The organism is Pseudomonas sp. BW16M2 (assembly GCF_014268865.1).
Lineage (GTDB): Bacteria > Pseudomonadota > Gammaproteobacteria > Pseudomonadales > Pseudomonadaceae > Aquipseudomonas > Aquipseudomonas peradeniyensis.
In genome coordinates, this window is record NZ_JABWRI010000011.1 from 75,696 (window position 1) to 102,300 (window position 26,605).

Annotated in this window: 22 protein-coding genes; 18 read left to right on the plus strand and 4 right to left on the minus strand. The window is 66.7% G+C overall.

Going from position 1 to position 26,605, the window contains the following annotated elements:
* The first annotated feature begins 63 nt into the window (after positions 1–63).
* The 9 genes from HU735_RS12480 to HU735_RS12520 all read left to right on the plus strand — a co-directional run bounded on the left by HU735_RS12480 (position 64) and on the right by HU735_RS12520 (position 13,710).
* Complete coding sequence (locus tag HU735_RS12480; RefSeq protein ID WP_186713760.1) at positions 64–2,874, plus strand: FAD-binding and (Fe-S)-binding domain-containing protein; 2,811 nt, start codon at positions 64–66, stop codon at positions 2,872–2,874.
* Between the two features lie 174 nt (positions 2,875–3,048).
* Complete coding sequence (gene prmA, locus HU735_RS12485; RefSeq protein WP_186713761.1) at positions 3,049–3,927, plus strand: 50S ribosomal protein L11 methyltransferase; 879 nt, start codon at positions 3,049–3,051, stop codon at positions 3,925–3,927.
* Between the two features lie 43 nt (positions 3,928–3,970).
* Positions 3,971–5,299 carry a DUF3426 domain-containing protein gene (locus HU735_RS12490; protein ID WP_186713762.1) on the plus strand — a complete coding sequence of 443 codons (1,329 nt, stop codon included), beginning with the start codon at positions 3,971–3,973 and terminating at the stop codon, positions 5,297–5,299.
* Between the two features lie 227 nt (positions 5,300–5,526).
* The gene (gene dusB / locus HU735_RS12495) at positions 5,527–6,540 is read left to right on the plus strand and encodes a tRNA dihydrouridine synthase DusB (RefSeq protein ID WP_186713763.1); all 1,014 of its coding nucleotides are present in this window, start codon (positions 5,527–5,529) and stop codon (positions 6,538–6,540) included.
* Positions 6,537–6,857: a DNA-binding transcriptional regulator Fis gene (gene fis / locus HU735_RS12500; protein ID WP_011535876.1), complete on the plus strand. Its 321-nt coding sequence runs from the start codon at positions 6,537–6,539 to the stop codon at positions 6,855–6,857. The genes dusB and fis overlap by 4 nt, the downstream gene beginning before the upstream one ends.
* A 79-nt stretch (positions 6,858–6,936) precedes the next feature.
* Complete coding sequence (gene purH, locus HU735_RS12505) at positions 6,937–8,544, plus strand: bifunctional phosphoribosylaminoimidazolecarboxamide formyltransferase/IMP cyclohydrolase (RefSeq protein WP_050707007.1); 1,608 nt, start codon at positions 6,937–6,939, stop codon at positions 8,542–8,544.
* Between the two features lie 181 nt (positions 8,545–8,725).
* Entirely contained in the window at positions 8,726–10,021 is a 1,296-nt protein-coding gene (purD, locus tag HU735_RS12510; RefSeq protein ID WP_186713764.1) for a phosphoribosylamine--glycine ligase, read from the plus strand.
* Positions 10,022–10,157: 136 nt separating this feature from the next.
* Positions 10,158–12,923: a response regulator gene (locus HU735_RS12515; RefSeq protein ID WP_186713765.1), complete on the plus strand. Its 2,766-nt coding sequence runs from the start codon at positions 10,158–10,160 to the stop codon at positions 12,921–12,923.
* Between the two features lie 190 nt (positions 12,924–13,113).
* The gene (locus HU735_RS12520; RefSeq protein ID WP_028691281.1) at positions 13,114–13,710 is read left to right on the plus strand and encodes a MarC family protein; all 597 of its coding nucleotides are present in this window, start codon (positions 13,114–13,116) and stop codon (positions 13,708–13,710) included.
* Positions 13,711–13,722: 12 nt separating this feature from the next.
* Here HU735_RS12520 and cobJ read toward each other — a convergent pair whose 3' ends face one another.
* The 4 genes from cobJ to cobG are packed head-to-tail and all read right to left on the minus strand — an operon-like array spanning position 13,723 to position 18,086.
* A complete protein-coding gene (gene cobJ, locus HU735_RS12525; protein WP_186713766.1) occupies positions 13,723–15,423 on the minus strand; it encodes a precorrin-3B C(17)-methyltransferase in 1,701 nt (566 codons plus the stop codon).
* Entirely contained in the window at positions 15,411–16,142 is a 732-nt protein-coding gene (locus tag HU735_RS12530) for a precorrin-2 C(20)-methyltransferase (RefSeq protein ID WP_186713839.1), read from the minus strand. Before HU735_RS12530 ends, cobJ begins: the two co-directional genes overlap by 13 nt.
* The gene (locus HU735_RS12535; protein WP_186713767.1) at positions 16,142–16,768 is read right to left on the minus strand and encodes a precorrin-8X methylmutase; all 627 of its coding nucleotides are present in this window, start codon (positions 16,766–16,768) and stop codon (positions 16,142–16,144) included. Before HU735_RS12535 ends, HU735_RS12530 begins: the two co-directional genes overlap by 1 nt.
* On the minus strand, positions 16,761–18,086 hold the full coding sequence (cobG, locus tag HU735_RS12540; protein WP_186713768.1) for a precorrin-3B synthase: 1,326 nt from the start codon (positions 18,084–18,086) through the stop codon (positions 16,761–16,763). The genes HU735_RS12535 and cobG overlap by 8 nt, the downstream gene beginning before the upstream one ends.
* Before the next feature lie 167 nt (positions 18,087–18,253).
* On the opposite strand from cobG, the gene cbiE reads away from it, so the two are divergent.
* The 9 genes from cbiE to HU735_RS12585 all read left to right on the plus strand — a co-directional run bounded on the left by cbiE (position 18,254) and on the right by HU735_RS12585 (position 26,593).
* Positions 18,254–19,465 (plus strand): precorrin-6y C5,15-methyltransferase (decarboxylating) subunit CbiE, encoded by a 1,212-nt coding sequence (cbiE, locus tag HU735_RS12545; RefSeq protein WP_186713769.1) that lies wholly within the window; start codon positions 18,254–18,256, stop codon positions 19,463–19,465.
* Positions 19,458–20,552, plus strand: a complete 1,095-nt coding sequence (locus HU735_RS12550) for a cobalt-precorrin-5B (C(1))-methyltransferase (protein WP_186713770.1) — start codon at positions 19,458–19,460, stop codon at positions 20,550–20,552. The genes cbiE and HU735_RS12550 overlap by 8 nt, the downstream gene beginning before the upstream one ends.
* Entirely contained in the window at positions 20,549–21,277 is a 729-nt protein-coding gene (locus HU735_RS12555) for a cobalt-precorrin-6A reductase (RefSeq protein ID WP_186713771.1), read from the plus strand. Before HU735_RS12550 ends, HU735_RS12555 begins: the two co-directional genes overlap by 4 nt.
* A gap of 338 nt (positions 21,278–21,615) precedes the next feature.
* Entirely contained in the window at positions 21,616–22,053 is a 438-nt protein-coding gene (locus HU735_RS12560; protein WP_186713772.1) for an NfeD family protein, read from the plus strand.
* A gap of 26 nt (positions 22,054–22,079) precedes the next feature.
* The gene (locus HU735_RS12565; protein ID WP_186713773.1) at positions 22,080–22,934 is read left to right on the plus strand and encodes an SPFH domain-containing protein; all 855 of its coding nucleotides are present in this window, start codon (positions 22,080–22,082) and stop codon (positions 22,932–22,934) included.
* A gap of 149 nt (positions 22,935–23,083) precedes the next feature.
* Positions 23,084–23,473, plus strand: coding sequence for a DUF2946 domain-containing protein (locus tag HU735_RS12570; protein WP_186713774.1), 390 nt, complete (start codon positions 23,084–23,086; stop codon positions 23,471–23,473).
* 47 nt (positions 23,474–23,520) lie between these two features.
* Positions 23,521–24,006 (plus strand): copper chaperone PCu(A)C, encoded by a 486-nt coding sequence (locus HU735_RS12575; protein WP_186713775.1) that lies wholly within the window; start codon positions 23,521–23,523, stop codon positions 24,004–24,006.
* 25 nt (positions 24,007–24,031) lie between these two features.
* Complete coding sequence (locus tag HU735_RS12580) at positions 24,032–24,463, plus strand: DUF2946 domain-containing protein (protein ID WP_186713776.1); 432 nt, start codon at positions 24,032–24,034, stop codon at positions 24,461–24,463.
* 69 nt (positions 24,464–24,532) lie between these two features.
* Complete coding sequence (locus HU735_RS12585; RefSeq protein ID WP_186713777.1) at positions 24,533–26,593, plus strand: TonB-dependent copper receptor; 2,061 nt, start codon at positions 24,533–24,535, stop codon at positions 26,591–26,593.
* Positions 26,594–26,605: the final 12 nt, after the last annotated feature.

Below are 26,605 nucleotides of genomic sequence, written 5' to 3' on the forward strand. Positions count from 1 at the left end.
GCCAACGCCTGATTGCCCGGGGCACGCCGCGCACAAGACGCCGCGGCCCCGCGAGGAGACTGCATGAGCCTGCCCGCCGCGTTCCTGCGTGATGCCGAGCGCCTGATCCCCGCCGAACGCCGCTTCGACGACCCGACCTCGACCCTGGCCTTTGGCACCGACGCCAGCTTCTACCGGCTGATCCCCAAGCTGGTGGTACGCGTGGAGTCCGAGGACGAAGTGGTCGCCCTGCTCCAGCTGGCCCAGCGTGACCGGGTACCCGTGACCTTCCGCGCCGCCGGCACCAGCCTGTCGGGCCAGGCGCTCAGCGACTCGGTGCTGATCGTGCTCGGCGACAACTGGAATGGCCGAGAGATTCGCGGCCAGGGCACGCAGATCCGCCTGCAGCCCGGGGTGATCGGCGCCCAGGCCAATGCCTGGCTCGCCCCCTTCGGGCGCAAGATCGGCCCGGACCCGGCCTCGATTAATGCCTGCAAAATCGGCGGCATCGTCGCCAATAATGCCAGCGGCATGTGCTGCGGCACCGCGCAGAACACCTACCACACCCTTGCCGGCCTGCGCCTGGTGCTGGCCGACGGCACCCGTCTGGACAGCGAAGACCCGGCCAGCGTGGCCGCGTTCGGGCAAAGCCACGCCGGCCTGCTGGACGAACTGGCGCGCCTTGGCCGCGAGACACGCGCCAACCTCGCGCTGGCCGATCGCATCCGCCACAAGTACCGGCTGAAGAACACCACGGGCCTGTCGCTCAACGCGCTGGTGGACTACGACCAGCCGCTCGACATCCTGCAGCACCTGCTGGTCGGCTCCGAAGGCACCCTCGGCTTCATCAGCGCCGTCACCTACGACACAGTGCCCGACCATCCGCACAAGGCCAGCGCGCTGCTGGTGTTCCCGAGCGTCGAAAGCTGCTGCCGGGCGGTGACCCTACTCAAGCCGCAACCGGTGTCCGCCGTGGAGCTGCTCGACCGCCGTAGCCTGCGTTCGGTGCAAGATATGCCCGGCATGCCGGCCTGGGTGAAAGGCCTGTCCGGCAACGCCTGCGCCTTGCTGATCGAGTCCCGCGCCGCCAGCCAGAGCCTGCTGCACGAACAGCTCGACCAGGTGATGGCCGCCATCGCCGAGTTCCCGCTGGAGCAAAAGGTCGCCTTCAGCGAAGACCCGGCGGTTTACAACCAGCTGTGGAAGATCCGCAAGGACACCTTCCCCGCCGTCGGCGCCGTGCGCCAGACCGGCACCACGGTGATCATCGAGGACGTCACCTTCCCCATCGAGCAACTGGCCGAAGGCGTCAACCGCCTGATCCAGCTGTTCGACAAGCACCGTTACGACGAGGCGATCATTTTCGGCCACGCCCTGGAAGGCAACCTGCACTTCGTCTTCACCCAGGGCTTCAACAGTGCCGAGGAAGTGGCGCGCTACCAGGCGTTCATGGACGACGTGGCACAACTGGTGGCGGTGGAGTTCGGCGGCTCGCTCAAGGCCGAGCACGGCACCGGGCGCAACATGGCGCCGTTCGTCGAGCTGGAATGGGGCAAGGACGCCTACCAGTTGATGTGGCAGCTCAAGCGCCTGCTCGACCCCAACGGCATCCTCAACCCCAATGTGGTGCTGAGCGAGGATCCGGATATCCACCTGAAGAACCTCAAGCCGCTGCCGGCCGCCGACGCGATCGTCGACAAGTGCATCGAGTGCGGGTTCTGCGAGCCGGTGTGCCCGTCGAAAGGGCTGACTCTCAGCCCACGCCAGCGCATCGTCATGTGGCGCGATATCCAGGCGAAGAAGCGTGCCGGCGTCGACATCCGCGAACTGCTGCGCACCTACCAGTACCAGGGCATCGACACCTGCGCCGCCACCGGCCTGTGCGCCCAGCGCTGCCCGGTGGGCATCAATACTGGCGAGTTGGTGAAGAAACTGCGCGGTCAGGCGGCCGAGCACGGCAAGGCCGCCGACTGGCTGGCCGAGCATTTCCACGCCACCCTGCGCGGCGCCCGCTTCACCCTGGCCGCCGCCAACGGCGCGCGCAGGCTGCTCGGCGCCCCACGCATGAGCCGCCTCAGCGCCAGCCTCAGCAGGGCCAGCAAGGGCCGCCTGCCGCAGTGGACGCCCGCCATGCCACAGCCGCTGCGCGCCATCGACTTCCCCGCGCCAAGCCACGATGCCCGCCCACGGGTCGTCTACCTGGCCGCCTGCGTGTCGCGGGTGATGGGCCCGGCCTACGCCGACCGCGAACAGAGCTCGCTGCTGGACAAGACCCGCGCCCTGCTGGAAAAGGCCGGCTACCAGGTGGTGTTCCCGGACAACGCCGACAGCCTGTGCTGCGGCCAGCCGTTCGCCTCCAAGGGCTACCCCGAGCAGGCCGAGCACAAGCGCCAGGAGCTGATCAACGCCCTGCTGCACGCCAGCCGCGGCGGCCTCGACCCGATCTACTGCGACACCAGCCCCTGCACCCTGCGCCTGGTGCAGGACCTGGGCGAGTCGCGGCTGGACCTGTACGACCCGGTGCGCTTCATCCGCACCCACCTGGTCGACCGGCTGGAGTTCACCCCCCAGGACGAGCCAGTGGCGGTGCACGTGACCTGCAGCACCCAGCACCTGGGCGAGAGCCAGGCGCTGATCGACCTGGCGCGGCGGTGCAGCAAGCAGGTGGTGATCCCCGAAGGCATCCATTGCTGCGGCTTCGCTGGCGACAAGGGCTTCACCACCCCGGAGCTCAACGCCCATTCGCTGCGCACCCTGAAGGACGCCGTGCAGTATTGCAGCGAAGGGATATCCACCAGCCGCACCTGCGAGATCGGCCTGTCGAGCCACAGCGGCATCGACTATCACGGCCTGGTGTACCTGGTCGACCGGGTCACCCGCGCGCGCAGCCTCTGATCCGCCAGGGCAGCCCCCGCCCCCTCTTCGGAGGGAGCGGGGGCTGCCCTGCGATGGCGTCGACAAGCGCTGCGCCACAACTGCGTCCTGCACAAACCCTGCGCACTCAAGTAAACTGGCGGCCTTTTCGCGCAGCCTCGGGCTGCCCCTGTCGATTTACCAAAGGTGCCCGCCATGCCCTGGCTGCAAGTACGCCTGGCCATCAGCCCGGAACAAGCCGAAACCTACGAAGACGCCCTGCTCGAAGTAGGCGCCGTCTCGGTGACCTTCATGGACGCCGAAGACCAGCCGATCTTCGAACCGGACCTCAACACCACCCCGCTGTGGTCGCACACGCACCTGCTGGCGCTGTTCGAGGCCGATGCCGAGCCTGAAGCGGTGTTTGCCCACCTGCAATTGCTGACCGGCGCCGAGCTGCCCGAACACCACGCCGAGGTGATCGAGGACCAGGACTGGGAACGCAGCTGGATGGACAACTTCCAGCCCATGCGCTTCGGCCAGCGCCTATGGATCGTGCCGAGCTGGCACGAAGCCCCGGAAAAGGACGCGGTCAACCTGCTGCTCGACCCGGGCCTGGCGTTCGGCACTGGCACCCACCCGACCACCGCGCTGTGCCTGGAATGGCTTGACGGCCAGCAGCTCGAAGGCACGCAAGTGCTGGACTTCGGCTGCGGCTCGGGCATCCTCGCTATCGCCGCGCTGCTGCTCGGCGCCCGCCACGCGGTCGGCACCGACATCGACGTGCAGGCTATCGAGGCCTCCCGTGACAACGCCCAGCGCAACGGCATCGCCGACGACAGGTTCGACCTGTACCTGCCCGAGCAGATGCCGGCCATGCAGGCCGACGTGCTGGTCGCCAATATCCTGGCCGGCCCGCTGGTCTCGCTGGCGCCGCAGCTGTCCGGCCTGGTACGCCCCGGTGGCCTGCTGGCGCTGTCGGGCATCCTTGCCGAACAAGGCGAGGAAGTGGCCGCCGCCTATACGGCCGACTTCGACCTGGACCCGATCGTCGTGCGCGACGGCTGGGTACGTATCAGTGGTCGCCGCCGCTAAGCGCGCCTAGACTCATTTCCTGCACAGTTCCCCGGACAGCCGCATGACCGACAGTTTCGTCACCCAGTGCCCGCATTGCCAGACCAGCTTTCGCGTCACCCATCACCAGTTGAGCGTGGCCCGCGGCGTGGTGCGCTGCGGCCAATGCCTGCAGGTGTTCAACGCGGCGAAACAGTTGCTGGAGCAGAACCGCGTTGCCACTGGTGAAAGCAGCGCCGAGGCACCGCCCGCGGTGGCGCAGCCGGTCGCACCGGTGCCCCCGGCAGCCGAGCCGGTGGCCGAAACTCCGGAATCGGACGAAGACAACTGGAGCGTCACGGCCGAGGAGCTGGACGCCCTCGACCTCGACCAGGAACTGGCGCGCCTCGAACGGCGCAGCCCGGGCGACCGGCGCGGCGCGGCGCAGAGCGTGTTGCAGGCCCGTCGCGACGAGCAGGCCGGTGATGGACACGGCGACGAGCTGTTCGGCACGGCCACTGATGACGACCTGACGCCCGTACAGGTGCGCGAGGAAGCGCCGGTACTGATCGAGCAGGAGCCGCTGGACCTGGAGCCCGCGGCCGACGACCGCACCGAGCCGACCCTCGGCAGCGCCGACCTCGACCTGGACGACGAACCGCCGGTGCGCCACCAGACAGCGGCCGACGACCTCGACGAGCCGCTGGAGCGATTGTCCGTCCACGACGAGCCGGTTCCGGAAAAAGGCCTGTCGGCGCTGGACGACGAGGTCCGCAGCGAACCGCTTTCAGCCCGCGACGAGGAACCCGACGAACAGCCCGGGCAACGCCTGGAGCCCAGCCTGGCGATCAAGCCCGAGCGCACGCGCAAGGAGCCGCTGGTGGACGTGGTCGACGACCCGTTGCAGCTGGACTGGGAAAAGCCCGCGCCGAACTGGGGCAAGCGCCTGCTATGGGGCTTCCTGACCCTGCTGGCCGCCACCCTGCTGGCGTTCCAGTACGTCTGGTTCCACTTCGACGAAATGGCCCGCCAGGACCAGTACCGCCCCTGGTTCCAGCAACTGTGCCCGGTGTTCGGCTGCCAGGTGCCGACCCGCGTGGACATCTCGCGGATCAAGAGCAGCAACCTGGTGGTACGCAGCCATCCGGACTTCAAGGGCGCGCTGATCGTCGACGCGATCATCTACAACCGCGCCCCCTTCGCCCAACCCTTCCCCTTGCTGGAGCTGCGCTTCGCCGACCTCAACGGCCAGCTGATCGCCAGCCGGCGCTTCAAGCCCAGCGAGTACCTGTCGGGCGAGTTGGCCGGCCGCGGCGAGATGCCCAGCCAGACACCGATCCACATCGCCCTGGACATCCTCGACCCGGGGCCGAAGGCAGTGAACTACAGCCTGAGCTTCCGCTCGCCGGAATAAACGACCAGCGGCAAGCCCGCCCTACGGGCTTGCCGGTGTCGCGAACGGACCGCAAAGCGGCCCCAGGTTCAACTGAACGGTTGAATTTCCGAGACTCGCGGCATCGGTCATAACGCCGCAACTGTTCAGATTTTATCCAGATTCATCTTTATCCGGTCATCGAGAGCGGGTATCATGCCATCCCTTTTTCGAACTCCAATGATTCGGCCCCACAACAGGGAACACCTATGTCGGCGGTACGCATCGGCCCTTACACACTGCAGAACAACCTGATCCTGGCCCCCATGGCCGGCGTCACGGACCAGCCTTTCCGCACCCTGTGCAAACGCCTGGGGGCGGGCATGGTGGTCTCGGAGATGGTCTCCAGCGACATGCGCCTGTGGAACAGCCGCAAGTCGAGCCTGCGCCGCATCCACGAAGGCGATCCCGAGCCGCGCTCGGTGCAGATCGCCGGCGGCGACGCGCAGATGATGGCCGAGGCGGCCCGGGCCAACGTCGAGGCCGGCGCCCAGATCATCGACATCAACATGGGCTGCCCGGCGAAAAAAGTCTGCAACAAGGCCGCAGGCTCTGCTTTATTGAGAGATGAAGCCTTGGTCACCGAAATCCTCCACGCCGTCGTCGGCGCCGTGGACGTCCCGGTGACGCTGAAGATTCGCACCGGCTGGGACCGGGCGAACAAGAACGGCCTGAATGTGGCGAAGATCGCCGAACAGGCCGGCATCCAGGCGCTGGCGGTGCATGGCCGCACACGCGCCGACCTGTACACCGGTGACGCCGAGTACGACACCATCGCCGCGATCAAGCAGGCGGTGTCGATCCCGGTTTTCGCCAACGGCGACATCACCTCGCCGGAAAAGGCCCGGGCGGTGCTGCACGCCACCGGTGCCGACGGCCTGCTGATCGGCCGTGCCGCCCAGGGGCGGCCGTGGATTTTCCGCGAGATCGAGCATTACCTGCGCACGGGCGAGCATTTGCCCGCACCGGCGCTGGACGAAGTGGAACGCATTCTGCTGGAGCACCTGGCTGCGCTGCACGCCTTCTACGGCGATGTGATGGGCGTGCGTATCGCCCGCAAGCACGTGGGCTGGTACCTGGCGACCCGACCCGGCGGCAAGGAGTTCCGCAGCCGGTTCAACGCTTTGGAAGACACACAAGCGCAGTGCGCCAACGTTCAGGCGTTTTTCGCCGAACGTCGACAGAGCCTTGGGACAGAGGACGAACAAGGGGTGGCCGCATGACGATGATGACCGAGACATTAGTGAGTGGAACAACGCCCGTGAGCGACAACGCCAACCTCAAGCAGCACCTGAATACGCCGAGCGAGGAGGGCCAGACCCTGCGCGACAGCGTCGAGAAGGCGCTGCACAACTACTTCGCCCACCTGGAAGGCGCTACCGTCACGGACGTGTACAACCTGGTGCTCTCGGAAGTCGAGGCGCCCTTGCTCGAATGCGTGATGAACTACGTCAAGGGCAACCAGACCAAGGCCAGCGAGATGCTCGGACTCAACCGAGGCACGCTGCGCAAGAAGCTCAAGCAGTACGATCTGTTGTAAGGCCAGAACCCCAACCAGAAAAGGCGCTCATGCAAAAAGGCGCCTTTTTTGCTGACTCCACCGCGTTATGGAATCTGAAATGACCGACCAGACTACCCGCCTGCCGATCCGCCGCGCCCTGATCAGCGTCTCCGACAAGACCGGTATCCTCGAATTCGCCCGTGAGCTGCAGCAGCTCGGTGTCGAGATCCTGTCCACCGGCGGCACCTACAAGCTGCTCAAGGACAATGGCGTGAACGCGGTGGAAGTGGCCGACTACACCGGCTTCGCCGAAATGATGGACGGCCGGGTCAAGACCCTGCATCCGAAGATCCACGGCGGCATCCTCGGCCGTCGCGGCACCGACGACGCCATCATGAACGAGCACGGCATCAAGCCGATCGACCTGGTCGCGGTCAACCTGTACCCGTTCGAAGCCACCATCAGCAAGCCGGGCTGCGACCTGCCGACCGCCATCGAGAACATCGACATCGGCGGCCCGACCATGGTCCGTTCGGCGGCGAAGAACCACAAGGACGTCGCCATCGTGGTCAACGCCAGCGACTACGCCGGTATCGTCGAGGGCCTCAAGGCCGGCGGCCTGACCTACGCACAGCGCTTCGACCTGATGCTCAAGGCCTTCGAGCACACCGCCGCCTACGACGGCATGATCGCCAACTACATGGGCACCATCGACCAGGCCAAGCAAACCCTGTCGACCGAAGACCGCAGCGAGTTCCCGCGCACCTTCAACAGCCAGTTCGTCAAGGCCCAGGAAATGCGCTACGGCGAGAACCCGCACCAGAGCGCGGCGTTCTACGTCGAGGCGAAGAAGGGCGAGGCCAGCATCTCCACCGCCATCCAGCTGCAAGGCAAGGAGCTGTCGTTCAACAACGTGGCCGACACCGACGCCGCGCTGGAGTGCGTGAAGAGCTTCGTCAAGCCGGCCTGCGTGATCGTCAAGCACGCCAACCCGTGCGGCGTGGCCGTAGTGCCTGAAGACGAAGGCGGCATCCGCAAGGCCTACGACCTGGCCTACGCCACCGACACCGAATCGGCCTTCGGCGGCATCATCGCCTTCAACCGCGAGCTGGACGGCGAAACCGCCAAAGCCATCGTCGAGCGTCAGTTCGTCGAAGTGATCATCGCCCCGAAAATCTCCCAGGCCGCCCGCGAAGTCGTGGCCGCCAAGCAGAACGTGCGTCTGCTGGAGTGCGGCGAGTGGCCAGCCGAGCGCGCCGCCGGTTGGGACTTCAAGCGCGTCAACGGTGGCCTGCTGGTACAGAGCCGCGATATCGGCATGATCAGCGCCGACGACCTGAAGATCGTCACCAAGCGCGCGCCGACCGAGCAGGAAATCCACGACCTGGTGTTCGCCTGGAAAGTGGCCAAGTTCGTCAAGTCCAACGCCATTGTCTACGCCAAGAACCGCCAGACCATCGGCGTCGGCGCCGGCCAGATGAGCCGCGTCAACTCCGCGCGCATCGCCGCCATCAAGGCCGAGCACGCCGGTCTGCAGGTACAGGGCGCGGTGATGGCCTCGGACGCGTTCTTCCCGTTCCGTGATGGCATCGACAATGCGGCTAAAGTGGGTATCAGCGCCGTGATCCAGCCGGGTGGTTCGATGCGTGATGCAGAAGTCATCGCCGCTGCTGACGAGGCAGGCATTGCGATGGTGTTCACCGGTATGCGCCACTTCCGCCACTAAACAGATGCCGGGCGAGCCCGGTCCCTGTAGGAGCGGCCTTGTGCCGCGAAAGGGCTGCAAAGCAGCCCCCAGGGTTTAGGGATAGCCCGCAAATCCAGGGGCCGCTCTGCGGCCCTTTCGCGGCACAAGGCCGCTCCTACAGGAAGCGGGATCGCCGTAATACAGATTTCGAGGTTTTGACATGAAAGTTTTGATCATCGGCAGCGGCGGTCGTGAACACGCCCTGGCCTGGAAAGTCGCCCAGGACCCACGCGTCGAGAAAGTCTTCGTTGCCCCGGGCAACGCCGGCACCGCCACTGAAGCCAAGTGCGAGAACGTCGCCATCGACGTCACCGCCCTGGAGCAACTGGCCGACTTCGCCGAGAAGAACGTCGACCTGACCATCGTCGGCCCGGAAGCACCGCTGGTGCTCGGCGTGGTCGACCTGTTCCGCAGCCGCAACCTGGACTGCTTCGGCCCGACCAAGGGCGCGGCCCAGCTGGAAGGCTCCAAGGCCTTCACCAAGGACTTCCTGGCCCGTCACAAGATCCCGACCGCCGACTACCAGAACTTCACCGAGATCGAGCCGGCCCTGGCCTACCTGCGTGAGAAAGGCGCGCCGATCGTGATCAAGGCCGACGGCCTGGCCGCCGGCAAGGGCGTGATCGTCGCCATGACCCTGCAGGAAGCCGAAGACGCCGTGCGCGACATGCTCGCCGGCAATGCCTTCGGCGAAGCCGGTTCGCGGGTGGTGATCGAAGAGTTCCTCGACGGCGAGGAAGCCAGCTTCATCGTCATGGTCGACGGCCACAACGTGCTGCCCATGGCCACCAGCCAGGACCACAAGCGCGTCGGCGACCAGGACACCGGCCCGAACACCGGTGGCATGGGTGCCTACTCCCCTGCCCCGGTGGTCACCGCCGATGTGCACCAGCGCGTGATGGACCAGGTGATCTGGCCGACCGTGCGCGGCATGGCCGAGGAAGGCAACGTCTACACTGGCTTCCTTTACGCCGGCCTGATGATCGACAAGGCGGGCAACCCCAAGGTCATCGAGTTCAACTGCCGCTTCGGCGACCCGGAGACCCAGCCAGTCATGCTGCGCCTGGAGTCGAGCCTGGTACTGCTGGTCGAGGCCGCCTTCGCCAAGGCCCTGGACAAGGTCGAGGCCCAGTGGGACCCGCGTCCGAGCCTGGGCGTGGTGCTGGCCGCCGGTGGCTATCCGGGCGACTACGCCAAGGGCGCCGCGATCAGCGGCCTCGATACCGCCGCCAAGCTTGAAGGCAAGGTGTTCCACGCCGGTACCGCGCTGAAGGACGGCCAAGTGGTCAGCGCCGGGGGCCGAGTGCTCTGCGCCACCGCCATGGGCGACACCGTCGAGGCCGCCCAGCAGCAGGCCTACCGCTTGGCCGAGCAGGTCAAGTGGGACGCCAGCTTCTACCGCACCGACATCGGCTACCGGGCCATCGCCCGCGAGCGCGGTGAGCACCAGCAGTAAAAATGCACCGAACGGCCGTGGCGCTCCAGGCGCGCGGCCTTCGGCTCGTCGTCAAGGCCCTGCCGGGGCCTTGCCTTCGCCTTGGCGCGCCGCGCATAGTTGTTATCCGGCACATTAGCTAAGAAGGGATTTCGTCGTGCGTCGGCTTCGGATTGCCATAGCCCTGATCGTCAGCCTGCTGACCCTGCTCTGCCTGCTCCCGGCACATGCCGAACAGGCCGGAGGCTGGTCGGCGCTGCTCGACGAACAGGCCAACCTGCAATTGTCCGATGTACGCTCCGAGCGTTACCGCAACCAGTTCAGCCCCCTGGCCCTCGACGAACTGGATGCCGCCCTCCCCGACCAGGCGCTCTGGCTGCACTACCGCCTGGAACCGCACGACCAGGAGCAACTGGTCCGCATCTTCGCCCCCGATCTGTCGCGCCTGGACCTCTACGCCCTCGAGGGCGGCAAGCTGCTGCGCCAGCTGCACCATGGCCGCCAGGGCGATGGCCTGAGCCCGACCCAGCGCGGCCGGGACCATGTGCTGCCGCTGCCGCACAGCAGCCAGCCACTGGATATCTATCTGCGGCTGGTCTCCGAACACCAGTTGCGCCCGGCCATCAGCGTAGAGTCCACCGCCCATGCCGCCGCCGACCAGCGTCAGTCGCTGCTGTTCGGCCTGCTGTTCGGCGGGTTGGTGATGCTGATCCTGCACAACCTGATCCGCTTCGCCTATTCACGCTCCAGCACCACGCTGGTCCTGGCGCTGTACCACGGCCTGATGCTGCTCAGCGCGCTGATCCTGCTCAATCTCACTGGCCCGTGGGGGCAGCTGTGGCACAGCGCGCAGACCCCGGCGGCCTACCTGACCCTGGTGCTGGCGGGCCTGGCCGGGCTGTACTTCACCCTGCATTTCTTCTCCCCCTGCAGCTCGGCGCGGCTCAATCGCCTGCTGCAGATGGAAATGGTCGTGGCCGCGGTCAGCGGCATGGTACTGCTGTTCGTCGACACGCTGCCGCTGAACCTGATGACCTACGCCCTGCTCGCCCTGGGCAGCGTGAGCATGCTGCTGGTCAGCAGCTACCACTGGTACAAGGGCTACGGCCCGGCGCGGCTGTTCAGCGTGGCGATGCTGCTGTTCAACCTCGGCGGTCTGGTGCTGCTGCCGGCCCTGCTGGGCCTGACCCGCACCGCCACGCCCTGGCTGCTGTGCATCCTCATGGCACTGACCGTGGTCAGCGGCCTGTTGCTCAACCTCGCGGTCAGCGAGCGCCTGCGCCGGATCAGCGAGGAACGCTTCCGCGCCAGCCGCGCCCTGGCCGCCAGCGATGCCGAGATCAACGCCAAGGCCGAGTTCCTGGCCAAGATCAGTCACGAGATCCGCACCCCCATGAACGGCGTACTGGGCATGACCGAGCTGCTGCTGGGCACGCCGCTGTCGGTCAAGCAGCGCGACTACGTGCAGACCATCCACAGCGCCGGCAACGAACTGCTCACCCTGATCAACGAGATCCTCGACATCTCCAAGCTCGAGTCGCGGCAGATCGAACTGGACGATGTGCAGTTCGACCTCAACGCCCTGATCGAGGACTGCCTGAACATCTTCCGGGCCAAGGCCGAGCAGCAGAACATCGAGCTGATCAGCTTCACCCAGCCCCAGGTGCCCAGGGTCGTCAGTGGCGACCCGACGCGCCTGCGCCAAGCCCTGTCGAGCCTGCTGGACAACGCTCTGAAGAACACCACCCAGGGCGAGATCCTGCTGGTGGTGGCCCTCGACCAGCGCGGCGACAGCCCGCGCCTGCGCATCGCCGTGCAGGACAGCGGCGAGCCGATGCCACCCGCCGAGCGCGACGCCCTGCTGCAGGCCGAACTGCACAGCCGGCACTTCCTCTCCAGCAACAAGCTCGGTGGCCATCTGGGTCTGGTGATCGCCAAACAGCTGATCGGCCTGATGCAGGGCGAGTTCGGCATCAAGACCAGCACCAGCATGGGCAACACCCTGTGGCTGACCCTGCCGCTGGATCCGCAGCGCCTGGAGCAGCCGGCCACCGACCTCGACGGTCCGTTGCGCGATGCGCGGGTGCTGGTGGTGGACGACAACGATACCTGCCGCAAGGTGCTGGTGCAGCAATGCAGCGCCTGGGGCATGAACGTCAGCGCGGTGCCGTCCGGCAAGGAGGCGCTGGCGCTGCTGCGCACCAAGGCGCACTTGCGCGACTACTTCGACGCGGTGCTGCTGGACCAGAACATGCCTGGCATGACCGGCATGCAACTGGCAGCCAAGATCAAGGAAGACCCGAGCCTGAACCACGACATTCTGGTGGTCATGCTCACCGGCATCAGCAACGCGCCGAGCAAGATCATCGCCCGCAACGCCGGGGTCAAGCGCATCCTCGCCAAGCCAGTGGCCGGCTACACGCTCAAGACCACCCTCGCCGAGGAACTCGCCCTGCGCGGCCGCGATCAGGCCCCACCGCCGCTGCCGGTCGGCACCCCGGTGCCGCTGGACCTGCCCGGCGACTTCCGCATCCTGGTGGCCGAGGACAACAGCATCTCGACCAAGGTCATCCGCGGCATGCTCGGCAAGCTCAACCTCGAGCCGGACACTGCCAGCAACGGTGAGGAAGCCCTGCAGGCGATGAAGGCCAGGCACTACGACCTGGTACTGATGGACTGCGAGATGCCGGTGCTCGACGGTTTCTCCGCCACCCAGCAGCTACGCGCCTGGGAAACCGCCAACCAGCGTCCGCGCACGCCGGTGGTGGCGCTTACCGCGCACATCCTCAATGAACACAAGGAACGCGCACGCCTGGCCGGCATGGATGGGCACATGGCCAAGCCGGTGGAGCTGTCGCAATTGCGTGAGCTGATCCAGTTCTGGGCGGGGCAGCGGCAGGTGGTTACCGCGCCCCTCGACTGAAATGCTATTGGTGTAGGAGCGGCCTTGCCGAGGCGTCGGACCGGCCGGAAAGGGCAGCGCAGCAGCCCCGGATTTTCGGTGTTCATGCAGGCATCGCTGGGGCTGCGTTGCAGCCCTTTCGCGACACAAGGCCGCTCCTACAGGTTCCGTGCTATACAGATGCCACTCTTCTCCGCCTGGACCCGCCCCCATGCTCCATGAGTTGTTCAGCGTCTACCTGAAAATGCTCGTGCTCTACAGCCCGTTCTTCGTGCTGTCGTGCTTCATCGGCCTGACCCGCGGCCACTCCAGCAAGGAACGCAAGCAACTGGCCTGGCGCGTGGCGATCGCCACGCTGGTGGCCAGCGTGCTGCTCTATCTGTTCGGGCGGGTGATCTTCGGCGTGTTCGGCATCACCGCCGACGCCTTTCGCATCGGTGCGGGCTCGGTGCTGTTCATCTCGGCGCTGGGCATGGCCCAGGGCAAGTCGGCGGTGCAGACCGACAACGTGCAGCAGGACGTGACCATCGTGCCGCTGACCATTCCGCTGACCGTCGGCCCGGGCACCATCGGTGCGCTGCTGGTGATGGGGGTGGGCCAGCCGCACTGGGACGACAAGCTGCTGGCCATCGTCAGCATCGCCCTGGCCAGCTTCACCGTCGGCCTGGTGCTGTACCTCTCGCACCGTATCGAGCGGCTGCTCGGCGACCAGGGCCTGCAGATCGTCAGCCGCCTGATGGGGCTGTTCGTCTGTGCCCTGGCGGCGCAGATCATATTCACCGGGATCAAGGGCTACCTGCTGCCCTGACCCCGGCTGCGCTCAGGGCTTGGCGGGGTACCAGCGCGGCGTGTAGACCCATTGGCCGCCGTCGGCACGGGCGAAGGTGCAAGTGGTCGAGGAGCCGACCAGCACCATGGTGCGCATGTCGACCATCTCCGGCAGCAGCTCGCCCAGGGTCACTACCCGCAGTGTCTGCCCTGGCCGGCCGATATCGCGGCCCAGCACCACCGGCGTTTCTTCGTCGCGATGGCGGCGCACCACTTCCAGCGCCGCACCCAGCTGATGAGGCCGGGCCTTGGAGATCGGGTTGTAGAACGCCAGCACCAGATCCGCCTGGGCGGCCAGGTCGAGGCGTTTTTCGATGATCGACCAGGGCTTGAGGTTGTCCGACAGCGACATCACGCAGAAATCGTGCCCCAGCGGCGCCCCCGCTTGCGCGGCGGTGGCCAGCGAGGCCGAGACGCCGGGCAGCATCTGCAACTCGACGCGCTGCCAGGCCGGGTCGCTGGACTCGTGCAACGCTTCGAGCACTGCGGCGGCCATGGCGAATACGCCCGGATCACCGGACGATACCACCACCACCGAACGCCCCTGGGCCGCCAGCTCGAAGGCATGGCGGGCGCGCTGCATCTCTTCGCGGTTGTCGGTGCAGTGCAGCACTTGATCGTCGCGGAAGGGGCCGGCCATGCGCACGTAGGTTTCGTAGCCGAGCACATCCTGCGCACGCGCCAGCTCCGCCTTGACCGCCGGCACCATCAGCTCGGCGGCACCAGGGCCCAGGCCGATCACGGCCAAGCGGCCACGGCGACGGCCAATGCGGTCGATGTCGACCGGTGCCGCGGCAACGGCGTGGGCGAGCCCCACGGACGACCCCACACGCGCTTGCGGCAATGCATCAGCCAGCATCCGCTCCAGGCTCTCGGCGGCCGGGGCGAAGCGCAGGGCGACGTTCAGCGCCTGGGCAGCCTCGTGCAGGGTCGGCTCCGCCATCTCGGTTTCGCTCGCCAGCAGGCAGGCCAACGCGGGCTCGGCGATGTTCGCTCGCAGCAGTTCCTCCCGCACCTGTTGCACCAGGTCAGCGCTGCCGGCCGTGACCGCCACCACCACGCAACGCGCATGGATCATCAGTTCGTCACGGCTGGCCGGACGCAGTGCGCTGCCCACGTGGATAGTGCGCTGCGCATCGTCACTGGCGGGCAACTGCGCGTGTTCGAGCCACGGCGCGTCGCCTTCGACACGCACGGTTTCGCCCGCCAGCAGGTCGGAGACGAAGCGCTTGCCCTGCTCCAGGTCCGCCAGTGCATAACCCTCGGGCGGGTTGAGCAGGCAGGTGCCAAAGCGCAGCTCGCCACTGGTGGTGATCGCCGCACTGACACCCAGCGCCTCGCCGATTTCGCGGGCCATGACATTGACCCCGCCCAGGCCACCGAGCAGCGGCACCACGGCGCTGCCGTCCTCGGCCACGGCCAGCACCGGCGGCTCGACGCCTTTTTCGCTCAACAGCGGCGCCAGGGTGCGAATGACGATACCCGCCGCGCACAAGGCGATGATCGGCGTGTCTTGCTGATACAGCTCGCGCAGGGTGTCGCCGAAGACTGCGTAGTAACGGTCGGCCCCCTCCACACGCCCTTGCAGGCCATGAATCACGGCCTGTGGATAACGTTGCTGGATTCGCTGCGCGGTGGCCAGGCTGCCTGGGCCGAGAATGACGATTGCCGGTACCTTGATCATCCCTGCCATTTCTCACCCGGCACGATGATCAGCGAGAAGTACGGCGAGGACTGCGGATCGACTTCATCCAGCGCGACGATCTTCTGGTTGGCCATGGTGGCCCGCTCCACGTACAGCGCACGGCTGTCCAGGCCCAGCTCGCCGAGCACCTGGCGCACCTTGGGGAAGTTGCGCCCCAGCTTCATGATCACTGCCGCGTCGGCGGCGGCCAGGCGTTGCTTGAGCTCCTCATGGGGCAATACACCGGAGAGCACGGTGAGGGTCTGGTTGCGATACACCAGCGGCGCACCGAGCACCGAGGCACCACCAAGCATCGAGCATACGCCCGGAATCACCTGGGCCTCGTAGCGCGAGGCCAGGCGATCGTGCAGGTACATGTAGGAGCCGTAGAAGAACGGATCACCTTCGCAGATCACCGCCACGTCGCGGCCGGCGTCCAGGTGCGCGGCAACCTGCAGGCTGGCTTCGTCGTAGAAGTCGCTGATCACCTGCTCGTAGGAGAGCGGCGCGGGCAGCGACTCGGTGGTCACCGGGTACACCAACGGCAGCAGGGTCTGTTCGGCTTGCAGGTGCGCTTCGATGATGCCGAAGGCGTTGCCGCGCTTGCCCTTGGCCACGAAGTACGCCACCACGGGGGCCTCGCGCAGCAGGCGCAGGGCCTTGACCGTGATCAGTTCGGGATCGCCCGGGCCCACGCCCAGGCCCAGCAGTCGTCCGCGTGCGTGCATCATTCCACCTCCGTGGCCAGGGCATTGACCGCGGCGGCGGCCATCGCGCTGCCGCCCAGGCGGCCCTGCATGATCACGAACGGCACGCCGCGGCTGTCGGCGGCGAGCATGGTCTTGGATTCGGCGGCGCCGACGAAGCCGACCGGGAAGCCGAGGATCAGCGCCGGTTTCGGCGCGCCGGCATCGAGCATTTCCAGCAGGTAGAACAAGGCGGTCGGCGCGTTGCCGATCACCACCACGCTGCCTTCCAGGTGCGGGCGCCACAGTTCCAGGGCCACCGCCGAGCGGGTATTGCCCTCGGCCTTGGCCAGGTCCGGCACGCTCGGGTCGCGCAGGGTGCAGATCACCGGGTTGTTGGCCGGCAGGCGAGCGCGGGTGATGCCTTCGGCGACCATGTGCGCGTCACAGAGGATCGGCGCGCCCTTGGCCAGGGCCTCGCGGCCGGCGCTACCGGCGCCTTCGGAGAACTGCAGGCCATCGATGGCCTCGACCATGCCGCAGGCATGGATCACGCGCACGGCGAGCTTTTCCAGATCGGCGGGGATCCGCTCGAGCCGGGCTTCCTCGCGGATGATCCGGAAGGAATTGCGATAGATCTCCTGACCATCGCGAATGTAGTCAATCATCAAGGTGCTCCGTCGGCAGGTCGAGCATGGCGCCTGCTTCTTCTGGGGTAAGGTTGGCGCCGCGCAGCCTGCCGAAACCCGGCAGGCGCGCGTCGCGCAAGTAAAGGTCATAGCGGCCCGGGGCGCGGGCCAGCAGAGTGGCCGGGGCCACATGGGCCATGGCGCAGGAACGTGGACAGGCGGACAGGTGCACGCTTCCCGGGGCGCCGTGGTGCAACAGGTTGGCAAGAGTAACGGCGTCGGCCTTGGTATCAGACTGGGCCTTGGCGCAGCCGCTGGCGCCGGTGCAGGCGACGACCCGCGCCAGCGGATGCTCGTTGTGGCAGAGCATGCCGGATGCCGTCAGTTGCGCGCGCGCGTTTGCCAGCTCGGTCGGTTCGAGGGAGGTCAGCACCAGGCTCTGCCAAGGCGTCAGGCGCAAGCTACCATCGCCCCATTGCCGGGCGATGTGCGCGGTACAGCGGAGCATCGCGGGCGTCAGTCGCCCAAGGGGTGGTGCAACGCCCAGGGCCACGCCTTGTCGCTGAGGCAGCACGTCCAGCCACGGGCTTGTCGCCACCGGGCGCTGCCAGGCCATCGACGTGCCATCGATCTGGATCGCCAACCCTTCCAGGAAGTGCTCGACCGGGCACACCTGCAGCAATTGACGCATGCGCGACTGCTCGGGCGTCGCCAGATCAAGGAAGCGCTCCAACACCGCGCGCACCAACGCCGGCCCCTGCTCCATCGGTACCGCACCCAGCGCCTGGCCATTCGACAGGCTGCTCGCAAGGCCGAACCGCAACCAGATGTGCCCTTCGCGTTGCATCGCGGACAGCCACAGATCATGGGCGTGGTCGAGCATCGCCAGCGCTTCGCCGCCATCGAGCTGCACGGCGAACTTGGCTGACAGCTTATGGAACCGGGGTGTGCTTTCCAGCAGGTCGAGGATCTGCCCGGCCAATGGTCGGGTGTCGAACAGCATGGCCGGATCGAGCCCGGCCAGTGGGCTGAGCATGAGGTTGCGTACATCATCGCCCGCCGCGTCACGCGGGCCGAGCCCGGCGGCCAGCAGATGCTCGACCAGCCCGCCGTGATCCTGGCCAATGCCACGGATCTGCAGGTTGGCCCGGTTGGTCGCCTCGATCACCCCGCCGGCGAAGCGCTCGGCGGCGTCGGCCACGGCATCGGCCTGATCGGCCAGCAGCAGCCCACCGGGCAGCTTGATCCGGCAAATGCCACCGTCGCGCGCGGCGACGATGCGCCACAACCCCGGACAGGCCGAGGGACGGGGCGAAACTTCGGGGGACGGGGGCTGCGTCAAGGGGGCATCCGGCAATCGTGAAAGTGCGCTTCAGTGTAGAAGGCGCGGTATTATGCCTGCTTTGTCCGGCGGCATGAAAAACCGGTGGTCGAACGCTTAGACGAATCGCGGGGCAAGCCCGCTCCCACGCCACCTCGTGGGAGCGGGCTTGCCCCGCGATCAATGATTGGTACGAGGAACAGATGGCCCCCTGGCTGACAGTAATAGGCATCGGCGAAGACGGCTTCAGCGGCCTGGGCAAGCAGGCCCGGCGTGCCCTGCTATCGGCCACGCGAATCATCGGGGCCCAACGCCAGTTGGCGCTGCTGCCACGCTGCGTCACCGCCGAGCAGTTGCACTGGCCCAGCCCCTTCTCCCTGGCCCCGGTCATGGCCCTGCGTGGCGAGCCGGTATGTGTGCTGGCCAGCGGCGACCCGATGTTCTACGGCGTCGGCGCCAGCCTGGCGCGCCAGCTGCCCGCCGAGGAACTGCAAGTGCTGTCGATGCCCTCCTCCTGCGCCCTGGCCGCCGCCCGCCTGGGCTGGCCGTTGCAGGAGGTGCAGGTGGTCTCGGTGGTCGCCCGCCCGCTGGCCGCGCTCAATGCCCATCTGTACAGCGGCGTGCGCCTGCTGGTGCTGAGCAACGACGAGAGCAGCCCGGCGGCCATTGCCGCGCAACTGCGCGAACGTGGCTTCGGCCCCAGCAATCTCCAGGTGCTCGAACACCTCGGCGGCCCACAGGAGCGAGCGCTGAGCGGCACCGCCGACGACTGGCCACACACCGACATCGCCACGCTCAACCTGGTCGCCATCGAATGCCAGGCCTCGCCTGATACCCCGCGCCTGCCTCGCGTGGCCGGCCTGCCCGACAGCGCCTTCCGTCACGACGGCCAGCTGACCAAGCGCGACGTGCGAGCGATCACCCTGGCCCGCCTGGCCCCACAACCCGGCGAGCTGCTGTGGGACGTGGGCGCCGGTTGCGGCTCCATCGGCATCGAATGGATGCGCGCCCACCCCAGCTGCCGCACTCTGGCCATCGAAGCCGACGAAGGCCGCCAAGGCTACATAGAACACAACCGCGATACCCTCGGCGTGCCCGGCTTGCAACTGATCCGCGGCAAGGCACCCGAAGCCTTGGCCGGGTTGGAGCGCCCGGACGCAATCTTCATCGGCGGCGGCGTCACCCGCGAAGGCGTGCTCGACCAGTGCTGGGAGCGCCTGCTGCCGGGCGGACGCCTTGTTGCCAATGCGGTCACGCTGCAAAGCGAGGTCGCGCTGGCGCAGTTCCGCGATCAGCATGGCGGCGAACTGACCCGCATCCACATCGCCCACACCCAACCGCTGGGTAGTTTCGACACCTGGCGCCAGGCCCTGCCAATCACCTTGCTCGACGTGGTGAAACCCCTCGATGCGTGAAGAAACCCGCGAACAGGCCGCGCCACTGCGCAGCGGCCTGACCACTGGCAGCTGCGCCACCGCCACCAGCCTGGCGGCGGCGCGCCTGTTGCTAAGCGGGCAACGGCACGACGCGGTGGAGATCACCCTGCCCAAGGGCAAGGTGGTGCAGATGCGCCTGGAGTTCTGCCATCTCAAGGGCGATATGGCCGAGGCCGGCACCTTGAAGGATGCCGGCGACGACCCCGATGTCACCCACGGCGCCCTGCTCTACAGCCAGGTGCGCCTGCGCGCCGAGCCCGGCGTTCGCTTCGTCGCGGGCGCGGGCGTGGGTACCGTGACTCGCCCGGGGCTGGTGCTGGCAGTTGGTGAACCGGCCATCAATCCGGTACCGCGCAAGATGATCAGCGACCATCTGCTGCAACTGGCGGGCGATTGCGGCTACCACGGCGGTTTCGAGGTGACGGTCAACGTGCAGGGCGGCGAACAGCTGGCCCTCAAGACCATGAATCCACGCCTGGGCATCCTCGGCGGACTGTCGATCCTGGGCACCAGCGGCATCGTCCGGCCGTTTTCCTGCTCGGCCTACATCGCCTCGATCCACCAGGGCATCGACGTCGCCCACACCAACGGCTACACCCATATCGCCGCCTGCACCGGCAACGCCAGCGAAGACACCATGCGCCGGGTCTACAACCTGCCGGAGATCGCCCTGATCGAGATGGGCGACTTCGTCGGCGCCGTGCTCAAGCACCTGCGCAAGGTGCCGGTGCCGCGCCTCACGCTGTGCGGCGGCTTCGGCAAGATCAGCAAGCTGGCCGCCGGGCACATGGACCTGCACAGCCGCCATTCGAGCATCGACCTGCCGCAGCTGGCGGGCTGGGCGGCGGCCATTGGCGCGGACACGGCGCTGCAACAGGCGATCATCGCCGCCAATACCAGCCAGCAAGCCCTCGCCCTCGCGCATGCCGCCGGCATCGCCCTGGGCGATGAGGTGTGCCGCCATGCCCTGCTCTTCGCCCGCAGCGTGGTACCTGCCCAGGTGCAGGTGGAAGTATTCGCCATCGACCGACAGGGCGGCATCGTCGGCAAGGCGGGCCTGGCATGAACGGGCGCATCCTGCTGCTCGGCGGCGTCACCGAAGCCCTGGCCATCGCTCGCCAGCTGGGTCCGCAGCATGTCTACAGCCTCGCCGGCATCGGCCGCATTCCCCAGGACCTGGCCTGCCAGGTGCGGGTCGGCGGCTATGGCGGCGCCGAAGGCCTGGCCGAGTACCTGCGCGCCAAAGGCATCGACCTGCTGATCGACGCCACCCATCCCTATGCCGCGCAGATCAGCCGCAACGCCGCCCTCGCCGCACGCAGCGCCGGCATTCCCTGCTGGGCGCTGCGCCGCCCGGCGTGGCAGGCGCAGCCCGGTGATGACTGGCGCGAAGTCGAGGACTGGGCCGAACTGATCAAGGCGCTGGCTCCGTTTCAGCGCCCCTTGTTCACCCTGGGTCGTGAACCCCTGCAACATCTGGACGAAATCCCGCCACACCAGTTCTGGACCCTGCGCGCCCTCGAGGCGTGCCCCGGCAATGACCGCTGCGAGGTGATCGGTGCTCGCGGGCCATTCCTCATCGACGATGAACGTGCCCTGTTCGAACGTCGGCAGATCGACGTGCTGGTGAGCAAGAACAGCGGCAGCACGGCCACCGAGCCGAAGCTGGAAGTGGCGCGGGAGCGCGGGGTTCCAGTGCTGGTGCTCAAGCGGCCGGTACTACCAGAAGTGGATCGAACTTTCCCTGACCCGAAACGGGTACTTGAGGCTCTGAGCCTGCAGCCTGAATGACCCGGCATCTTCCGAAACACATTGATGCTTTCATCGCCCTACAAGATTCAGCAAGGTGTAGCCCTTTCCAGATACTTCGAATGGAGCCACCTCATGCCAAAAACGCCCAAACGTCCCCAAGATACAGCTCATGAAGATGCGCTCCCTGTCCTCAAAAGCGATTGGGACACCTGGTTTGCAAATGACGGTGTAACCAGCGACTTCATCACTCGGCGCGAACAGCCGGCCGATCAGCATCGCGACACACTCATCAGCGGAGTTCATCAGGGCAGGTAAATGGCCCTGTGCCTTGATCCTGCCGTACAATCACCTTCCCTCTTCTGGAAGGCTCCACCCATATGGAAATGCAATGGTGGATCTGGCTCGTCTTCGGCGTAGCCCTGATCCTGCTGGAACTGGTGCTCCCCACCTTCTTCATCCTCTGGTTCGGCGTCGGTGCCGTGCTGGTGTCGCTCGTCTCGCTGCTCGCCCCCAGCCTGCAACTCGATATGCAGGGCCTGCTGTGGGTGGTGTTCTCATCGATCACCACCATGCTCTGGTTCAAGGTGTTCCGCCGCAAGAAGCCGGACGTGCGCTGGACCGCCGACAGCGTGATCGGCGAGGTCGGCCTGCTGACCGCCAACGTCTCGCAGTTCCAGAAAGGCCGGGTGCGCTTCCAGAAGCCCATCCTCGGCAACGAGGAATGGACCTGCGTCGCCGACAACGATATCCCCGCCGGCGAGCGCGTGCGCCTGGCCGCCATCGAAGGCAACACCGCCCGGGTCACTCGGGCCTGAATCCGCACTAAAAGGAAGTTCGCACCATGACCAGCCTCATCGTCGTCGGCACCCTCGCCGCATTCGTTCTTATCACCGTGTTCAAGGGGGTGCGCATCGTGCCCCAGGGCGAGGAGTGGATAGTCGAGCGCCTGGGCCGCTACCACAGCACCCTCAAGCCGGGCTTGAACATCGTCATCCCGTACATGGACGTGGTTGCCTACCGCCTGCCGACCAAGGACATCATCCTCGACGTGCAGCAGCAGGAGATCATCACCAAGGACAACGCAGTGATCGTCGCCAACGCCCTGTGCTTCGCCAAGGTGGTCGACCCGCAGAAGGCCTCGTACGGCGTGCAGAACTTCTCGTTCGCCGTCACCAGCCTGACCATGACCTCGCTGCGCGCCATCGTCGGTGCCATGGACCTGGACGAAGCGCTGTCCAGCCGCGAGCAGATCAAGGCGCGCCTGCGCGAGGCGATGTCCGAGCAGACCGAAGACTGGGGCGTGACCGTGCGCTCGGTGGAGATCCAGGACATCAAGCCATCGCCGAGCATGCAGACCGCCATGGAGCGCCAGGCAGCCGCCGAACGTGAGCGTAAAGCTGATGTGACCCGCGCCGAAGGCAACAAGCAGGCGGCGATTCTCGAAGCCGAGGCGCGCCTGCAGGCGGCCAAGCTGGATGCCGAGGCCCAGGTCAACCTGGCCGAGGCGTCGGCGCGGGCGATCACCCTGGTCAAGGAAGCGGTGGGCAGCGAGACCGTACCGGCAATGTACCTGCTGGGTGAGCGCTACATTGGGGCGATGGAGAACCTGGCGGGTAGCGACAATTCGAAAGTCGTGGTGCTGCCAGCTGATCTGCAAGAGACCGTGCGTGGGCTGATGGGGCGTGGCAAGGTCTGATACCCACAGCCCTGTGTGAGCCTGCTCCCACGAACCCACGTCTCTGGCGCGGCATGCTCTACTTCAGGTGCGGCACTTCACCGCACCCCGGCATTTTTACCTATACTCCGCCGTACAATAGCCATCACGATTCCTGACCGGATCTCTCCATGCCCCCACGTCGGCACATTGCCTGGATAGCCTGCTTCGCAGTGCTGTTCAACCTGCTGGCCATGCCGCTGTCTTCTGCCGCGCCCAAGGGCCCGGCCGAACAGCTGCTGTGGGGGGCTTTCTGTTCCAGCATGGCCGGCAAGGCCAAGGTCGATGTCCAGGCCCTGGCCAAGATCGACCTGGGGACGCAAAGCGACGACAGCGCCAGCATGATGAACTGCTGGTGCTGCCTGGGCGCCGCGCCCTTGCTGGCCCTGCCCGGCTACCCGCCGCAGTTGCACAACCCGCCCGTGCAGCCGGCAGGCCACCCGCCGCAACTCGCCGCCTACCAACTTACGCCGCGCCAATTATGGCCCGCGCTCAATCCCCGTGCCTCTCCTCTGGCCTGAGTTCACTACGCTGTCCATCAGAACCTGAACAGACTGGAGACTCACCCATGCTCAAGCAAGCCCTCGTCCTGGCCGCCCTGCTGCTGCCCGGCGCCTATGCCAACGCCCACGAATACAGCAAAGGCGATCTGCACATCGCCCACCCCTGGTCGCTGGAGCTGCCGCCGAACGCGCCCAACGTCGCGGCCTATTTCGTCGTGCACAACAACGGCAAGACCGACGACCGCCTGCTCTCGGCGGACACGCCAATCAGCGCCGACGCCCAGTTGCACGAGCATGCGATGAGCGCCGCCGGCGCCATGAAGATGCAACAGGTGCAAAGCGTGGTGGTGCCCGCCGGCAAGGACCTGACCTTCGCCCCCAGCGCCTACCACGTGATGATCATGCAGCCCAAGGACCGCAGCCTGCTGATCGACGGCAAGCGCTTCCCGCTGACCCTGCACTTCGAGAAGGCTGGTGACATCACCGTCGAGGTCGCCGTGCAGAAGCAGCCACCGGCCGAGCAGGCCGCAGCACACGAACACGCGCACTGACCTGATCAACTGACTGGCGCTCGCCATGAGCCTGCCGCGCTACAGCTCCGCCCGCACTACCCGCCCTGATCGCAGGCGCGTCGGTGGCGGCTGGCTGAGCCTGTTCGCCATGTGGATGATCTTCATCGGCCCGCTGGTTTCCCAGTCGATGCCGATGGAGCACCACGCCGGCATGTCCATGCCCATGGACATGTCGATGAGCATGCCCATGGCGCACGGTCACGACGAGCACCACGGCCACGGCAACGATGGCCAGCTGCATGTCATGTGGGAGAAGTGCGGCTATTGCAGCCTGCTGTTCAACTGCCCCGCCCTGCCCCAGACCCTCAGCCCGCTCAGCGCGGGCAGCGTCCCCCCACCCACCCACCTCACCGTCGCCACGCGCCAGGGCCATGCCCGGCAGGCTGTATTCCCCGGCGCCCGCAGCCGCGCGCCGCCCCGTTCGATCATCGCTTGAACACCACACGCTAAACGCCCGAAGCCAGGAGGCTTCGCGCTGACTCACGACTGATCGACTGGAATCATTATGTCCGGCTGCACCCCTGTTTTTGCCCTTTCCCTGCGTGGCACCGTCGCCGTGCTCTGCGGCTCGCTGCTCGCGCCACTGGCCTTTGCCGCCGAAACCGGCCACGAAGGCCATGTGCACGACCCGGCCGAGCTGAGCCCGACGGTGATCACCGCCATCGCCCCGAGCTCGCCGCTGACCGTGGTCACCAACCCCAAGGACCCGCGCCAGCCCGTGCCGGCCAGCGACGGCGGCGACTACCTCAAGACCATCCCCGGCTTCTCGGTGATCCGCGCCGGCGGCACCAACGGCGACCCGGTGCTGCGCGGCATGTTCGGCTCGCGCCTGAACATCCTCACCAACGGCGGCATGATGCTCGGTGCCTGCCCTGGTCGCATGGACGCCCCGACCTCGTACATCTCGCCGGAAACCTACGACCGCCTCACCGTGATCAAAGGCCCGCAGAGCGTGATCTGGGGCCCGGGTGGCTCCGCTGGCACCATCCTGTTCGAGCGTGAGCCGGAGAAATTCGGCGAGCTGGGCAGCCGGGTCAACGGCAGCGTGCTAGCCGGCTCCAATGGCCGCTTCGACAAGGTGCTCGACGCCGCGGCCGGCGGCTCGCTCGGCTACGTGCGTTTCATCGGCAACCAGTCGCACTCGGACGACTTCGAGGACGGCAACGGCGACACCGTGCCGTCGCGCTGGGACAAGTGGAACGGCGACATCAGCCTCGGCTGGACCCCGGACGCCGATACCTTGCTGGAACTGACCGCCGGCAAGGGCGACGGCGAGGCCCGCTCCGCCGGGCGCGGCATGGACGGCTCGCAGTTCAAGCGCGAAAGCCTGGGGCTGCGCTTCGAGAAGTCCAACCTCGGCGAGGTGCTCGACAAAGTCGAGGCGCAGGCCTACTACAACTACGCCGACCATGTAATGGACAACTACACCCTGCGCTCGACTGTCGGGATGCCGATGGCAAGCAACGTCGATCGCCGCACCCTGGGTGGTCGGATCAAGGCCACCTGGCGCTGGGCCGATGTACAGCTGATCAGCGGTATCGACGCGCAGACCAACGAGCACCGCAAGCGTAGCGGCATGGGCATCGATACGTATAAAGCCAAGCCCTGGGACAAGGACGCCGACTTCCATAACTACGGGGTCTTCGGTGAACTGACCTGGTACGCCACCGGTGAAGACCGGTTGATCACCGGCGCCCGCCTGGACCGCGCTTCGGCCCGCGATTTCCGCAAGGGCATCGCCACCAGCGGCAACACCCGGGCCGATACCTTGCCCAGCGGCTTTGTGCGTTATGAGCACGACCTGGCTGCGGTACCCGCCACCACCTATATCGGCCTGGGCCACACCCAGCGCTTCCCGGACTACTGGGAGCTGTTCTCGCCGACCCTGGCACCCACCGGCTCGGTGAATGCCTTCGACGGCATCAAGCCGGAAAAGACCACCCAGCTCGACTTCGGCATCCAGTACCGCGACGAACGCCTGGAGGCCTGGGCTTCGGGCTACGTTGGGCAGATCCGCGACTACATCCTGTTCGACTACGTGCCAGGCATGGGCGGCATGAGCAACCGGCTCGTTTCCCGGGCACAGAACATCGACGCCCGCATCATGGGCGGCGAACTGGGCGCGGCCTACAAACTGACCGAAAACTGGAAGGCCGACGCCACCCTGGCCTACGCCTGGGGCAAGAACAGCAGCGACGGCAAGGCCCTGCCACAGATGCCACCGCTGGAAAGCCGCCTGGGCCTGACCTACAGCCGCGACACCTGGAGCGTCGGTGCCCTGTGGCGCCTGGTCGCCGAGCAGAACCGTATCGCCAAGAACCAGGGCAACGTGGTCGGCAAGGACTACGACACAAGCTCAGGCTTCGGCGTGTTCTCGCTCAACGGCGCCTACAAGATCAACAACAACCTCAAGCTCAGCGCGGGCGTCGACAACCTGTTCGACAAGGCCTACGCCGAGCACCTGAACCTGGCCGGGAACGCCGGGTTCGGCTACCCGGCCAGCGCCACGGACCCGGTGAACGAGCCAGGCAGGACCTTCTGGACCAAGGTCGACTTCAGTTTCTGACAACAACAAACG

Excerpts from the sequence above, each read along its gene's own strand:
- HU735_RS12575 (WP_186713775.1), top strand. The coding sequence starts at position 23,521 with ATGCTCAAGCAAGCCCTCGTCCTGGCCGCCCTGCTGCTGCCCGGCGCC.
- cbiE (WP_186713769.1), top strand. The coding sequence starts at position 18,254 with ATGGCCCCCTGGCTGACAGTAATAGGCATCGGCGAAGACGGCTTCAGC.
- cobJ (WP_186713766.1), bottom strand. The coding sequence starts at position 15,423 with ATGGCAGGGATGATCAAGGTACCGGCAATCGTCATTCTCGGCCCAGGC.
- HU735_RS12560 (WP_186713772.1), top strand. The coding sequence starts at position 21,616 with ATGGAAATGCAATGGTGGATCTGGCTCGTCTTCGGCGTAGCCCTGATC.
- purD (WP_186713764.1), top strand. The coding sequence starts at position 8,726 with ATGAAAGTTTTGATCATCGGCAGCGGCGGTCGTGAACACGCCCTGGCC.
- purH (WP_050707007.1), top strand. The coding sequence starts at position 6,937 with ATGACCGACCAGACTACCCGCCTGCCGATCCGCCGCGCCCTGATCAGC.
- HU735_RS12555 (WP_186713771.1), top strand. The coding sequence starts at position 20,549 with ATGAACGGGCGCATCCTGCTGCTCGGCGGCGTCACCGAAGCCCTGGCC.
- HU735_RS12550 (WP_186713770.1), top strand. The coding sequence starts at position 19,458 with ATGCGTGAAGAAACCCGCGAACAGGCCGCGCCACTGCGCAGCGGCCTG.
- HU735_RS12570 (WP_186713774.1), top strand. The coding sequence starts at position 23,084 with ATGCCCCCACGTCGGCACATTGCCTGGATAGCCTGCTTCGCAGTGCTG.
- fis (WP_011535876.1), top strand. The coding sequence starts at position 6,537 with ATGACGATGATGACCGAGACATTAGTGAGTGGAACAACGCCCGTGAGC.
- HU735_RS12565 (WP_186713773.1), top strand. The coding sequence starts at position 22,080 with ATGACCAGCCTCATCGTCGTCGGCACCCTCGCCGCATTCGTTCTTATC.
- HU735_RS12530 (WP_186713839.1), bottom strand. The coding sequence starts at position 16,142 with ATGCACGCACGCGGACGACTGCTGGGCCTGGGCGTGGGCCCGGGCGAT.
- HU735_RS12585 (WP_186713777.1), top strand. The coding sequence starts at position 24,533 with ATGTCCGGCTGCACCCCTGTTTTTGCCCTTTCCCTGCGTGGCACCGTC.
- HU735_RS12520 (WP_028691281.1), top strand. The coding sequence starts at position 13,114 with ATGCTCCATGAGTTGTTCAGCGTCTACCTGAAAATGCTCGTGCTCTAC.
- prmA (WP_186713761.1), top strand. The coding sequence starts at position 3,049 with ATGCCCTGGCTGCAAGTACGCCTGGCCATCAGCCCGGAACAAGCCGAA.
- HU735_RS12580 (WP_186713776.1), top strand. The coding sequence starts at position 24,032 with ATGAGCCTGCCGCGCTACAGCTCCGCCCGCACTACCCGCCCTGATCGC.
- HU735_RS12535 (WP_186713767.1), bottom strand. The coding sequence starts at position 16,768 with ATGATTGACTACATTCGCGATGGTCAGGAGATCTATCGCAATTCCTTC.
- dusB (WP_186713763.1), top strand. The coding sequence starts at position 5,527 with ATGTCGGCGGTACGCATCGGCCCTTACACACTGCAGAACAACCTGATC.
- HU735_RS12480 (WP_186713760.1), top strand. The coding sequence starts at position 64 with ATGAGCCTGCCCGCCGCGTTCCTGCGTGATGCCGAGCGCCTGATCCCC.
- HU735_RS12490 (WP_186713762.1), top strand. The coding sequence starts at position 3,971 with ATGACCGACAGTTTCGTCACCCAGTGCCCGCATTGCCAGACCAGCTTT.